Genomic DNA, 12,670 nt, shown 5'->3' on the forward strand with positions numbered 1-12,670 from the left:
CTCCAGATAAAACAGTATTGAGTCCATCATATCAGATGGACTCTTTTTTTACTGTCTACCTATAGGGGATAATACCAATGTTTATATTACATGGTCTCTTTTTATTATTCATTAATACTAAGTAATCATGGAAAATATAGGGTGATTTGTAGTTTAATAGTAAAGAGGGTGATTAGTGTTAATTTTCTTTGTTTTTAAAAATTTAAGGATATAAATGTTTTAATAGGGGGTAATAAAGTGAAATTCATAAGCATTGAAAAAGATGAGATCCTAATTGAGAATATGGCAAATTTGTATTGTAAAGTATTTGAGAAAACAAATTTCAATGAAATGATCGAGCGAATGAATAGGCATATAGAATATACAGGTTTTAAAGGTAGAGTAGCAATAAATGATGAAAATGAAGTAGTTGGTTTTACTTATGGTTATCGCTCAATCGAGGGACAGTACTATAATCAATTAATGAGAGAAGCGTTACATCTAGAGCAAGTAGACGAATGGTTACAAGATTGTTTTGAATTTGTAGAGTTAGCAGTCCACCCACAATATCAAAATGAAGGTCTTGGAACGAAATTACATAATGAATTACTAGAAGGGATTCCAAATAGAACGAGTGTTTTAACAACACAAATAAACAATGAAAAAGCACGTTCGTTATATGAAAGATTAGATTGGGTAAATGTATTAGAACCATTTCATCCAAGTAAAAATGATATTCCATATGTAATAATGGGAAAAGCATTAAAAACAAAAGTGAATTGATAATTATGCCATTCACAAAAATGGTTGGTTTGTAATAATGAAGGGGAAAACGAAAATGACGAAAATATCTATAGAAAAAGCTACAATTTTAGATGCTGAGAAATTAACAGAAATAATGAAAAGAACATTTGATGCAGAAGCAAAACAATGGCTATATGGCCAAGATGATGTCATTGATTATAACATTCAACCGCCAGGATATTCTTCAGTTGAAATGATGGAATATTCCATTGAAGAATTGGATTCTTTCAAAGTTGTAATGGATAAAGAAATAATCGGAGGGATAATAGTTACGATTTCTGGTAAGTCGTACGGTCGAATTGATCGTATTTTTGTAGATCCTGTTTATCAAGGAAAAGGAATTGGATCACATGTTATGAAATTAATAGAAAAGGAATATCCGAACATAAAGATTTGGGATCTCGAAACATCTAGTAGACAAATTAACAATCATCACTTTTATAAAAAGATGGGTTACCAAATGATTTTTGAATCGGAAGATGAGTATTGTTACGTGAAAAGAATAAAAACAAGCTCAAATAAAGCGAGTGTAGTTACAAATAAAGATATGAAAAATAGTCAATACGAAAACTGTAATTTAGCAAATACAGAGTATTATCAAGTGAATTTAAAAAACAGTTTATTTGTTGGTAGCAATATAATGAATATGAATATGAGTAATTGTAATGTAAGTCAATCAAAGTTTAGAAATATAAATTTTAGATGGTCATCATATGCAGATTTAAATCTTTCTGGCAGTAAATTTAATTTGGTGACTTTAGGTGGAGTGCAATTTAAAAATACAAGTCTCGGAGATGAGAAGGAACCTATTGTATTCGATAAATGTGATTTGGAAGGTAGCACTATAAGTAATAGTAATCTGAAAAATATTGAAATAGAAAATTGTGATATAGTCGGCATGAAACTAAATGGTATTCTGATTGAAAATTTGCTTGATTTATATAACAAGGTGAAAAGTTAACCAAATCCATATAGTCGTTAATCTTTTTGGAAATTAAGTATTATATCGAAATAATTATGTAAAAATGACATAAAGAAATACGGACGAGAAGGCCATTCGTGAACGTTTCTAGAATACACACACAAATATATTGTTATTTATATGGAGGAGAGAAAGATGGGAATCAACGTTAGAGCAGTAGAAATACAAGATGCTAGAGCAATTCATCGTATATGTATACAGGATGACGTTTTACCGTATATGGTTTTCTTACCTAGCATGCGTGTAGAAGCTATGGAAAATAGAATTCGAAATTTAGCACCAAATCAATTTGAATTTGTTGCAGAATATGATGGAGAAATTGTTGGGTTTGTAGGTTTAACACAAAGTCCGGGACGAAGATCTCATTCAGGCGATTTATTCATTGGGGTTGATAGTGAATATCATAATAAAGGAATTGGGAAAGCACTTCTTACGAAGATGCTTGATTTGGCTGATAATTGGTTAATGTTAGAGAGAGTAGAACTAGGTGTGTTAGAAACGAATCCAAAAGCAAAAGCTTTATATGAAAAATTTGGATTTGTAGAAGAGGGAGTAAAGATAGGGAATTTGAAAGCTCATGGAAAGTTTATTAATGAAATTATGATGAGTCGTTTTAGACCGAATGGTTTAATTGTACATAATGAATAGTTAAAAGCATGACAGTATACTGTCATGCTTTTTTATTAGAACTTGGCTGCAATAAAAATAATACTAAACCAATAAAAATAACGGTAATTCCTAGTCCTTGTTGTAAAGAAATGGTCTCATGTAATATAAAGTACGCTAGTATACAAGTGCCAATTGTTTCACCTAAAATACTCATTGAAATTACAGTAGCACTTATCCATTTTAATAACCAATTAAAAATGGTTTGTCCTAAAATTGTAGCAATGAAAGCTAATCCAATAAAGCACAACCAAGTTTGTGTAGAGTAATGGATGAAAGATTCTTGTTGCGTGAAAGCAAATATGCCAAGAAAGCCAGCACTACTTCCATAATTAATTACCGAATATGGTATAAGTGACAAATCTTTACGAACGTGTTGGCTAATGAAAAAATAAGCAGTAATGATACCGGCAGCGATAAGTGCTAAAATATCTCCATATAAAGCTTCTCCACTAATTTGGAAATCTTGCCAGCCAATGATGATACTACCTGAAATAGCGATGAGGCAACCAATAACCGCTCCTTTCGTAAATCTCTCCTTAAATAAAAAATAACCACCAATCATTGAGAACAAAGGTTGTAACGTTACGATAACGGTAGAGCTTGCTACAGAAGTATATTGTAATGATTCAAACCATAGTACATAATGTGCAGCTAAAAATAGCCCAGATACGAATCCAAGTGCCCATTGTTTTTTCGTTAAAGTTTTTAGCTCATTTCGACTATTTTTATTAAATAGTAATAACGGTAACAGAATTAGTGTGGCAAAGAATAATCGGTAAAAAGCAATGATTGTCGCAGGAGCATCTGCCAATTTTACAAAAATAGCTGAAGTTGATAAGGCGAATACACCAAAAAATAAGATGCAATATGAAAGAATAGGTGATTTCAAAGTTTGTCCCTCCGATAGAATGTTTATTATAATAAACTTAATGCGATATAATGTACAAAAGTAAGTATATAAGTCCCGGAGATAATAGGGAAGGGTTATTTGCCTTTGTTTAGTATGTCAGCACAAAGACAACGAAACATGCATTATGATGGACGAAAGGAAGTTTTACTATGATACATGATAGGCTTGGACAAACGGTATTAAGTTATCGTAAGAAAAATAATATGACAATTCGTGAATTCGCTGATTATGCAGGGATTAGTACGTCGTTAATTAGCCAAATTGAAAGAGGACATGCTAATCCTTCTTTAAATGTTTTGGAATTAATTGCAAAAGCATTAAATGTACCGCTGTTTACACTTTTTATTAACGATATTGATACAGATTCGCTCATTTCTAAGAAAAAAGATCGAAAAAAAGTATATCGGGAAAACAATGATCACATTGTATATGATGTATTAACACCTGATTTTATGAAAGCACGTATTGAAATGCTAATGATGGATTTAAATAAACAAGCAAACACAACAGAAAGCCATTATTCCCATGAAGATAAGGAAGAGATTGCTGTTATTATGAAAGGGGAAGTGTATGTGGAATTGGAGGGAAAAGAATATTTTTTAGAAGAAGGCGATGTTGTACGTATTCCACCGAATGTAAAGCATCGATTTTTGAATAAAAGTGATGAATCGAATCACATTTTATTTGTACTGACACCATCTTTAGGATGAAAATATAGTGATTTTTAATAGGGGAGAAAGAAAATGGAAAAAAGTATTTTGAAAGGCGGTCTTTCAATTATTTCTCAATGTAAAAAAGAAACAAATGATATTTGGCATGCACATTTTGGAGCAGCTGCAATTGCTAGTTATTTTTTTATGAAAGATAATAATATTGATGAAGAAACAGCTCGTAATATGTATTCGCAAACAAGGATGATGCTGAACAAGAAAAAAATTGGTGAGATGATTGATGATAAAAAAGAAATAGATTTTAAAATTGCAGAAAATATGATTATAAAATCTTTAGAACAAACGATTGATGAGCTTCATTGGGTGGGGCATAACGTCATTTATGCGTCATTAAGTTTATTAGCTATGAAAGAGCTACAAAAATGGGGTGATAATCAAGCAATTGAAGGGATTACTACTCTTATTTTATCATTTCGAAAAACAATTCCAGGTAGATCGTGGATTGGTTATACGACGAAAGAAGTAAAACAATTAAGTTTTGAAGAGGAGATACAAAGTGAATTGAGTAATCCAACACAAGTATCTCAGTTCATTTTAAATGAGTTATCGAAATTTAATAGTATTTATCGAACGGAATCACATCATGATTTAATTGGGCATTTGCTTACATACTCCCACGCAATTAATATAATGTACGATTTAGGACATATAGATATATTTCAACGAGGGATACGTCCGCTGTTAAAACTAGTATACGTACTAAGAGCTAGCCAAAAGCTCAAGCTGAATACGGAAATAACTTTACACTCACCTATAGATCGATTACCTTTAATTCAATCTAAACGTGCAAATATTTTACCAACTGAAAATATATTTTGGATAAAAGACTATAGTGAATTCGATTGGGATTTTGGTCATGTATTTAAATTCTCATATAGTTATTTTAATCATATACAGAGAGCTCCAAATTATAAAGATATCACATTAGAAAAATTCCGTTATGTTATTCATTCTTAATGAACGTTAATGATCTGTAAAAGGATGTTTAATCTAGTTTCTTTTTTTGTTAGTAGTATATTATTTTTTCAAATATGTAAGATTTTACATGCGTATTTTACTTTTACTAATTATGTAAGTAGGCTATACTGAAATACATACATTTTATTTTTGGAGAGATGTAAAACGACATGGAACTAGCGAAATTGGAAAAAGTAATTGAAATAAAAAAAGAAGAACTTTTATATTTAGTATCGGATTATGGAATTCAACATGAAAAAGTATTGGCATTGAGTCAAGAACTAGACAAATTAATCAATTACTTTATGTTTTTAAAATAAAGAGAACTATGACGGGGTTTGTAAATGTTATAGTTCTTTTTTATTAGGTAATTTGAAAATATATTAAAATATATTGTCTAATTTCTTACAGAATGCGCAACTTGCTAGTCGAATATAAGGACTTTTGGTTATAATAAAAAGGAATTATTAATTGTATCGGTTAGGAGCGCAGCACATATGAAAACAGTTGTTGTTATCGGTGGAGGTATAACGGGACTTTCTACTATGTTTTATTTAGAAAAATTAAAAAAGGATTATAATATCGATTTAAATTTAATTCTTATTGAGAAAGAAGAGTATTTAGGTGGTAAAATCCATAGTGTGGAAGAAAAGGATTTCATTATGGAGTCAGGGGCGGATTCAATCGTTGCTCGTAATGAACACGTTATGCCACTTGTAAAAGATTTAAATTTAGAAAATGAAATGGTATATAATGAAACGGGTATTTCTTACATATATTCTGAAAACATGTTACATCCGATTCCCTCTGATACTATATTTGGGATACCGATGAGCGCCCAGTCGTTGTTTAGCAGTACGCTAGTCTCAACGAAGGGGAAAATCGTAGCTTTAAAAGATTTCATAACGAAAAATAAAGAGTTTACGAAAGATACATCACTTGCTTTATTTTTAGAAAGCTTTTTAGGGAAAGAGTTAGTGGAAAGACAAATTGCTCCTGTGCTTTCAGGCGTATATTCTGGTAAATTGAATGAGCTTACAATGGCATCTACATTACCGTATTTACTGGACTATAAAAATAAGTATGGAAGTATTATTAAAGGTTTTGAAGAGAATAAAAAACAATTTCAATCAGCAGGAAATAAAAAATTCGTATCATTTAAAGGTGGACTATCTAAGATAATTAATCGCTTAGAAGAAATGCTGACTGAAACTGTCGTAAAAAAAGGTGCTATAACGACGGCTGTAAGTAAACGAGAAGATCGATATGAGATTTCTTTTGCAAATCATGAAACAATACAAGCTGATTATGTTGTTTTAGCAGCTCCGCATGATATTGCACAAACTTTATTACAGTCTAATGAGTTAAATGAGCAGTTTAATACATTTAAAAACTCATCTCTTATAAGTATTTATTTAGGATTTGACATACTAGATGAACAACTACCAGCTGACGGTACGGGGTTTATTGTAACGGAAAACAGTGATTTACATTGTGATGCTTGTACATGGACAAGTCGAAAGTGGAAACATACATCGGGTAAACAAAAATTATTAGTTAGAATGTTTTATAAGAGTACCAATCCGGTATATGAAACAATCAAGAATTACAGTGAAGAAGAATTAGTACGAGTAGCTTTATATGATATTGAAAAGAGTCTTGGAATTAAAGGTGAACCAGAAGTAGTTGAAGTTACAAATTGGAAAGATTTAATGCCGAAATATCATTTAGAACATAATCAAGCGGTTCAAGCATTACAAGAAAAAATGACGAATCTTTATCCAAATGTATATTTAGCTGGTGCCTCATATTATGGTGTTGGAATTGGTGCGTGTATTGGAAATGGAAAGAATATAGCCAATGAAATAATGGATACATTAAATAAATAATACTGTAGAATAAATAAAAACTGTCCCTTCAGCAAAATGGAGGAACAGTTTTTATTTATTTTATTTGAATGGAAATTGTATTGTTTTTTACATTGTTTTCTTTTATTGTTAATGTTATTTCTCCAGACTCTTTAAATGAATACGGTGATAGTTGATAAATATCTTTTATATCATGTTTTTCTTGTAATTTATTTACCGGTATTGATACGATATTTGGCTTCCATGTTTCTTGTTTTCCTGAAGGATATTCTATAAGTATTACCGGATTTTTTAACTGTATTGTTTTCCAAGAGACGAAATATAGTTGTACTTCTGTATCTTTTTTTAATAATTCTTCGGAGAAATAACCGAATTCGCCTACATTACCGAAAACAGTATAGTTTTGATTTTTTAATTTAATATCTAAATAACTAGGTTGATATGTTACTGCATGATAAGTTCCATATGAAAGTGAGAGTATGGCAGCGATTAAAATACCGATTGAAAATGTCTTAAAGCTATTGCCTTTAAAGCTAGTCATCATGAATGAGTTTGGTGTGAATTTTTTTGCGAATAAAAAAATAAGTAATATGAGTAAGAGGGATAAGCCGATGAATATATACATAGATTTTTACACCTCCATAACGTAAAATAAATTAACTATATTTTAACATAAATGTATGTATTAGGATGTTTGTTTAGAAGGAAAAATGAAGGAACAAATTCTTTACAGTTCTTGATAATTTAAAATTCGATTTATGGAAATTATAGCGTCATGTTTGAGTCGCAATCAGAAGGTATCCAATTCGTGTATATAGAATAAAGAGGGAATGCGCCATTAGAAATGTTTGACTTATGGAACAATAAGGACTTTACTAATTATACATATTTTTTCTGATATAATGAATGAGTAGAGAGAAAGGAGTGATCCTATGGCATTTCCTATATTAGAAACAGAACGCTTACGTTTAGTTGAAATAGAACAATCTTATTGTCAAAAAATATATGAAATCTTTTCATTGGATAAAGTGACGTGTTACTACGGTATGAATTCTTTTACGGAGTTTGGACAAGCTTCACGTATGATTGAATCTTTTTCAAAAAATTACTTTGAGAAAAAGGCAATACGATGGGGAATTGTGTTAAAAGAAACGAACGTTTTAATAGGAACAATTGGACTAAACAATTTACAATTATGGAGCAAACGATCTGAGATTGGATATGATCTACATCCTCGTTATTGGGGAAATGGTTACGCTTCAGAAGCAGCTCGAGAAATTATTGATTATGGATTTAAAGATTTAGGTTTGTTTAGAATTGGAGCTATTACATATCCTCAAAATGATACTTCTTGTAGAATGTTATCTAAAATTGGCTTCCAAAAGGAAGGTATATTGCGCGGATATATTCATCAAGGAAATAAGCAACACGATGCATTATTGTATTCTATAGTGCGAACTGATATTGAGGACATAAATTTATAATAAAAAAACCTCTTAATTAAAAGAGGTTTTTTTTATTATAAATTAACCTAATTTAGGTAATAAACGTTCTCCGCTTTTCATGCTACTTTTACATAAAGGGCATTTAGGCTCTTCTTCAAATGAAAAGTTCTTTCTCATCCATCCTAAACAATCCTCTGATTCACATTCCCAAACAGGGGTTTGTTCTGGTGGTACTTCTGCTACATCGTTCTTTCGATTGCGATACATGTAACCACTCCTTTTATGTAAAAAATTTTAGTTATATATTAAAAAGGTTGTTAACCTTGCTGGTAACAACCTTTTTATTGTTTGAATTATAGCTTTACAACGTTTTTAGCTTGAGGTCCGCGGTTACCTTCTTCAACTTCGAAGCTAACTTCTTGACCTTCGTCAAGAGACTTGAAGCCGTCGCCAGTGATAGCTGAGAAGTGAACGAATACGTCGTTACCGTCTGCAACTTCGATGAAACCGAAACCTTTTTCGCTGTTAAACCATTTTACTTTACCTGTTAATGTCATGGTAATGCCTCCTAAAAGTAGAAAAATTACAATATGATCGGCCTTATTTGAATGAAAATAAAAGTTCACATATTATCAAAAACCCATAAGGAGTACAAAATGTCCCTGATTGATACTTGATAATATGCAAAGAAAATGTAGTGTTAAATTGACCTTAATTACTATCTTACAACAAATGGTGGGAAATAGCAAGTGCTGGTAATACTACTGAGTAATGTGGGTGATAATAGTAAAGGCACAAAGGCACCTCTTTTATTTATATATTATTCCTAATTTGGATTTATGCAAAATCATGTAAGAAAAACTTAGAGTAAATATTAATAATGCATTTTTTGTGGTAAAATATGGTTGTTTACTGTTGGTAGTTAAATATTATAAAAGGAGAAAAGAAATTGAAAAATAATTCATTTATAATAATTGAAGCAGCAAAAGCAGGGAGAAAAAAGGTCCATCCAGTCTTTGCTGTAATATTAGCCATTATATTTTTGACTTTAGGCGAACTTTTTATGTTATTTATGCTATTTTTACCAAAAGCTGAAACGATATTCATGAAAGGTATTTATGACAATGTTAGAATGGTGTTAACGTTTGGCGGAGCTATATTTATTTTATTTATATGGGTTCGTTTTGTAGAGAAAAGACCTTTTTCATCCATTGGCTTTTGGAAAGAGAAATGGATGAGAAAGTATTTAAAAGGTGCGTTAATAGGGTTTGTATTTATTTCAACGCCAGTTATTCTACTATTATTAATGGGGAGTGTGAAATTGCAAGTACAACATATTACCTCAACAGTAATAGTAGGATCTCTAGTTGCATTTTTAATACAAGGGGCAACGGAAGAAATTATTGTACGAGGTTGGCTATTCCCGGTTCTTTCTGTTAGAAGTCGTATATGGGTTGGAATTGTTGTGACGTCTTTCTTATTTGGTTTTCTTCATTTATTTAATCCAGGTATTACAATCCTTTCAATATCGAATATAATATTAGTTGGTGTATTTGCAGCTTTTTACGTTTTAAAAGACAGTAGTCTGTGGGGGATTTGCGCATGGCATTCCATTTGGAATTGGGCACAATATAACGTCTACGGTTTTGCAGTTAGCGGGATGAACATATATTCAACGTCGCTATTTAAACCTGCAACAAATGGCCCCGAATTCCTTCATGGAGGCACGTTCGGAATTGAAGGTAGTATCATTACAACAATCATGCTAGCTATCGCTTCAATTGTTTTATGGAGAAAGTTATGGGGAAGAAAAGTGAAACAACGAAGTTTTAGTTAATGAAAGAGGGAGAAACTATGGGGATAATAGCATTTGAGGGAGCAAGCGCTGTTGGTAAAAGTACCACGTGCCGTGAATTAGAAAAGAATTATGGTGCTTATATAATACCTGAAGTGAATTCTTTATTTGAAAGGCCAAAAAATGAACATAGAACATGGTATGTTGAAAAACAAGTTGAGCGCTGGAATATAGCTGTTCAGAATTCAGAGCAATATGAATTAGTAATACTCGATGGCGATATATATCAGCCACTTAGTTATAATTGGTGTTTTCATTTTGATATATTTAATCAGCCATTATCTTTAATAGAAAATTTTTATAAAGAAAAGATGATAAATAGGGAAATTGGTTTTCCAGATCAATATTTTTATTTATATACGAACGATGAAGAACTTAGAAAACGGAAAGTATCTGATGAAACGAAAAGAAGGAGAAACTTTGAAAAACATTTACATATATCAAAATCGTTTCAGCGTTATTATGAAAATTTAAATACTGTTACAGATGGGTATTGTAAATTAATTGAGGCGAAAAGTGTAAGAAATAATGAATTAGAAATAGTGAGAAACTCAAAAAATTTGAACGTGTGTGAAGAAAGACGTTTTGATGTTTCGAGGTTAGATGCTATTACGAAGTGGTTAAAAGAAAATCGTGCATAAAGTAAAAACAACGAGTGTTGTAGAACGCGCTCGTTGTTTTTTTTGTTCCTTTATAAATATAAAGGAAAAATTTGTAGAATATCTTCATTATTTAACAGAATAATCTTTCAATTTTAAAGAAAAAGAAATACAATATGAGGAAGTATATATAAATAATATGATAGGGGATGCGATGCGATATTTTGAATGAAGTAACAGTTTTTATATAAGAAATAATTAGGCAGTCAGAACAGAGATATTTGGGAGGAAACAAGCGCGATGAAAACACTATTTAAAATAATCGGTATTCTAGCTGGTATGGTAGTAATCGGAGTAGGTTTAACATATGGTATGCTGCATTATTTAAATAATAGTAAACCAGCTGCGAAAAAGGCATCACCAGCTGCTCCAGCAGTAGAAGTATTAGCTGATAGTAACGTAAAAGCAGAAGATGCAAAGCTTTTAGAGAATGGCAATTATTCATTGCCAAATAGTGGTTTTAATAAAAATTTTAAATGGACAGATGAGAACATACAGACAGCATTACATGAAATGGCACATCAAAAAGCGAAAGCTGATCAAAAGTGGGGCTATATTTTTATTACACAAGAGCGGATTGAAAGCTTAATTGATATTGTAAAGAGTAATGATCTTGTGCAGGGAAGTACATATGTAGAAATTTTAGAACGATGGAAACAAGGGAAATATGAAAAGGTTGATGGGGATCACAATAAGATTTGGAAATTACAAAGCGGGAATTTAGGAGAAGGAAAAGGAGTAATGTCGGAAGCTGAGCAAAAAGAATTAATTAATCAATTGTTTATGAACAAAGGTACATATTCAGGTAGTAAATTAATTGCAGGTGGCGGACAGACTAATAAATAATATACTAATAAATAATATACTAATTAATGTAAGAGAGTAATTGCTTATTAGGCAATTACTCTTTTTAAATGTACTTCTTAATATCTTAATCTCGTTCAAGTAAGGAAAGAAACGACTGTAACACCGGGGAAATCCATCTGGATTTATGATAGATTACATGACTTTGAATAACGGATGGAGTTTCGATAGGCTGAAAACATAGTTGTTCTTTTTGACAACTTTCCTGTACAACGATATAAGGAAGAATTGAAATGCCTAACTCACACATGACGGATTGTTTAATGACTTCAACATTGGAAGTTTCAAATGTTTTAGCTGGAATATTTCCGCTTTGACGTAAAAAACGATCTACCATTGTCCTATAGCCGCAGCTTTGTTCTGTAAAAATGAACTGGGTTTCCTGTAATAACTGGAATGGATTTGTATGTGCAGCGGAATAAGCTGGTAAAATCCATCCAAATGTTTCATTACTAAAAGTACGCGTAATAAAATCATTATGTTCTATACTTTCTCCAATTATGAAGACAACGTCTGTTTCTCCTTCACGTAATTTTTGTAATGCTTGTTCATTTGTGTTTGTTTCAAGTACGATATTTACTTTCGGATTTTTCTGTTTGTAAGTACGTAATAATTGTGGTAATCGGTATACCGCTAATGATTCATTAGATGTAATACTTAATGTACCTTCTAAATAATCTGTATTTTGGGGGAGTTCTTGCGCTTTTTCATATATTGAAAGTAATTCTAATGCATAAGGATGAAATTGATGACCGGCTTTTGTAAGTAGCACTTTTTTCCCTAACCGATCGAAAAGAGGAATATGTAAATCGTTCTCTAAAGCTTTCATATGTGCTGTAACAGTAGATTGCGCATAACCTAGCGCGTGCGCAGCTTTAGAAAAATTACCATACTTCACAATGGCGCAAAATGTTTTAACATGTCTCATTTCCATAAGCGATCCCTCT

16 protein-coding genes are annotated in these 12,670 nt (G+C 31.4%); 11 read left to right on the plus strand and 5 right to left on the minus strand.

Translation table 11 applies throughout. The annotated features are described in order from the left end of the window. Positions 1-237: 237 nt before the first annotated feature. The 3 genes from ACS2QP_RS26180 (at position 238) to ACS2QP_RS26190 (ending at position 2,413) form a co-directional block, all read left to right on the plus strand. Complete coding sequence (locus ACS2QP_RS26180) at positions 238-762, plus strand: GNAT family N-acetyltransferase (RefSeq protein WP_438882980.1); 525 nt, start codon at positions 238-240, stop codon at positions 760-762. A 37-nt stretch (positions 763-799) separates the two neighbouring features. Then, complete coding sequence (locus ACS2QP_RS26185) at positions 800-1,744, plus strand: GNAT family N-acetyltransferase (RefSeq protein ID WP_438882981.1); 945 nt, start codon at positions 800-802, stop codon at positions 1,742-1,744. Positions 1,745-1,900: 156 nt separating this feature from the next. Then, positions 1,901-2,413: a GNAT family N-acetyltransferase gene (locus ACS2QP_RS26190; RefSeq protein ID WP_438882982.1), complete on the plus strand. Its 513-nt coding sequence runs from the start codon at positions 1,901-1,903 to the stop codon at positions 2,411-2,413. A gap of 22 nt (positions 2,414-2,435) precedes the next feature. Here ACS2QP_RS26190 and ACS2QP_RS26195 read toward each other — a convergent pair whose 3' ends face one another. Continuing rightward, a complete protein-coding gene (locus tag ACS2QP_RS26195) occupies positions 2,436-3,323 on the minus strand; it encodes a DMT family transporter (protein WP_438882983.1) in 888 nt (295 codons plus the stop codon). Between the two features lie 170 nt (positions 3,324-3,493). On the opposite strand from ACS2QP_RS26195, the gene ACS2QP_RS26200 reads away from it, so the two are divergent. The 4 genes from ACS2QP_RS26200 (at position 3,494) to ACS2QP_RS26215 (ending at position 6,921) form a co-directional block, all read left to right on the plus strand. Next, the gene (locus tag ACS2QP_RS26200) at positions 3,494-4,054 is read left to right on the plus strand and encodes a helix-turn-helix domain-containing protein (protein WP_000581029.1); all 561 of its coding nucleotides are present in this window, start codon (positions 3,494-3,496) and stop codon (positions 4,052-4,054) included. A gap of 33 nt (positions 4,055-4,087) precedes the next feature. Further along, complete coding sequence (locus tag ACS2QP_RS26205; protein ID WP_153582348.1) at positions 4,088-5,032, plus strand: hypothetical protein; 945 nt, start codon at positions 4,088-4,090, stop codon at positions 5,030-5,032. 170 nt (positions 5,033-5,202) lie between these two features. Then, a complete protein-coding gene (locus ACS2QP_RS26210; RefSeq protein ID WP_000417698.1) occupies positions 5,203-5,352 on the plus strand; it encodes an aspartyl-phosphate phosphatase Spo0E family protein in 150 nt (49 codons plus the stop codon). A gap of 177 nt (positions 5,353-5,529) precedes the next feature. After that, positions 5,530-6,921: a protoporphyrinogen oxidase gene (locus ACS2QP_RS26215; protein WP_153582349.1), complete on the plus strand. Its 1,392-nt coding sequence runs from the start codon at positions 5,530-5,532 to the stop codon at positions 6,919-6,921. 55 nt (positions 6,922-6,976) lie between these two features. Here ACS2QP_RS26215 and ACS2QP_RS26220 read toward each other — a convergent pair whose 3' ends face one another. Then, the gene (locus ACS2QP_RS26220) at positions 6,977-7,525 is read right to left on the minus strand and encodes a hypothetical protein (protein ID WP_088071534.1); all 549 of its coding nucleotides are present in this window, start codon (positions 7,523-7,525) and stop codon (positions 6,977-6,979) included. Positions 7,526-7,832: 307 nt separating this feature from the next. On the opposite strand from ACS2QP_RS26220, the gene ACS2QP_RS26225 reads away from it, so the two are divergent. After that, entirely contained in the window at positions 7,833-8,384 is a 552-nt protein-coding gene (locus tag ACS2QP_RS26225; protein ID WP_438882984.1) for a GNAT family N-acetyltransferase, read from the plus strand. Positions 8,385-8,426: 42 nt separating this feature from the next. Here ACS2QP_RS26225 and ACS2QP_RS26230 read toward each other — a convergent pair whose 3' ends face one another. After that, positions 8,427-8,612 (minus strand): cold-shock protein, encoded by a 186-nt coding sequence (locus tag ACS2QP_RS26230; protein WP_000286203.1) that lies wholly within the window; start codon positions 8,610-8,612, stop codon positions 8,427-8,429. An 86-nt stretch (positions 8,613-8,698) separates the two neighbouring features. Beyond that, positions 8,699-8,902, minus strand: coding sequence for a cold-shock protein CspD (cspD, locus tag ACS2QP_RS26235; protein WP_000176366.1), 204 nt, complete (start codon positions 8,900-8,902; stop codon positions 8,699-8,701). 392 nt (positions 8,903-9,294) lie between these two features. On the opposite strand from cspD, the gene ACS2QP_RS26240 reads away from it, so the two are divergent. From ACS2QP_RS26240 to ACS2QP_RS26250, 3 genes are all read left to right on the plus strand, one after another. Continuing rightward, the gene (locus ACS2QP_RS26240; protein WP_438882985.1) at positions 9,295-10,182 is read left to right on the plus strand and encodes a CPBP family intramembrane glutamic endopeptidase; all 888 of its coding nucleotides are present in this window, start codon (positions 9,295-9,297) and stop codon (positions 10,180-10,182) included. After that, complete coding sequence (locus ACS2QP_RS26245) at positions 10,182-10,841, plus strand: chloramphenicol acetyltransferase (RefSeq protein ID WP_438882986.1); 660 nt, start codon at positions 10,182-10,184, stop codon at positions 10,839-10,841. Before ACS2QP_RS26240 ends, ACS2QP_RS26245 begins: the two co-directional genes overlap by 1 nt. Positions 10,842-11,099: 258 nt before the next feature. Further along, positions 11,100-11,705, plus strand: a complete 606-nt coding sequence (locus tag ACS2QP_RS26250) for a PRK06770 family protein (protein WP_438882987.1) — start codon at positions 11,100-11,102, stop codon at positions 11,703-11,705. Between the two features lie 85 nt (positions 11,706-11,790). Here ACS2QP_RS26250 and ACS2QP_RS26255 read toward each other — a convergent pair whose 3' ends face one another. Further along, positions 11,791-12,657, minus strand: a complete 867-nt coding sequence (locus tag ACS2QP_RS26255) for a LysR family transcriptional regulator (protein ID WP_438882988.1) — start codon at positions 12,655-12,657, stop codon at positions 11,791-11,793. Between the last annotated feature and the right edge of the window lie 13 nt (positions 12,658-12,670).

It is taken from the genome of Bacillus cereus group sp. Bce019, from assembly GCF_051781745.1.
GTDB classification, from domain to species: Bacteria; Bacillota; Bacilli; order Bacillales; family Bacillaceae_G; genus Bacillus_A; species Bacillus_A cereus.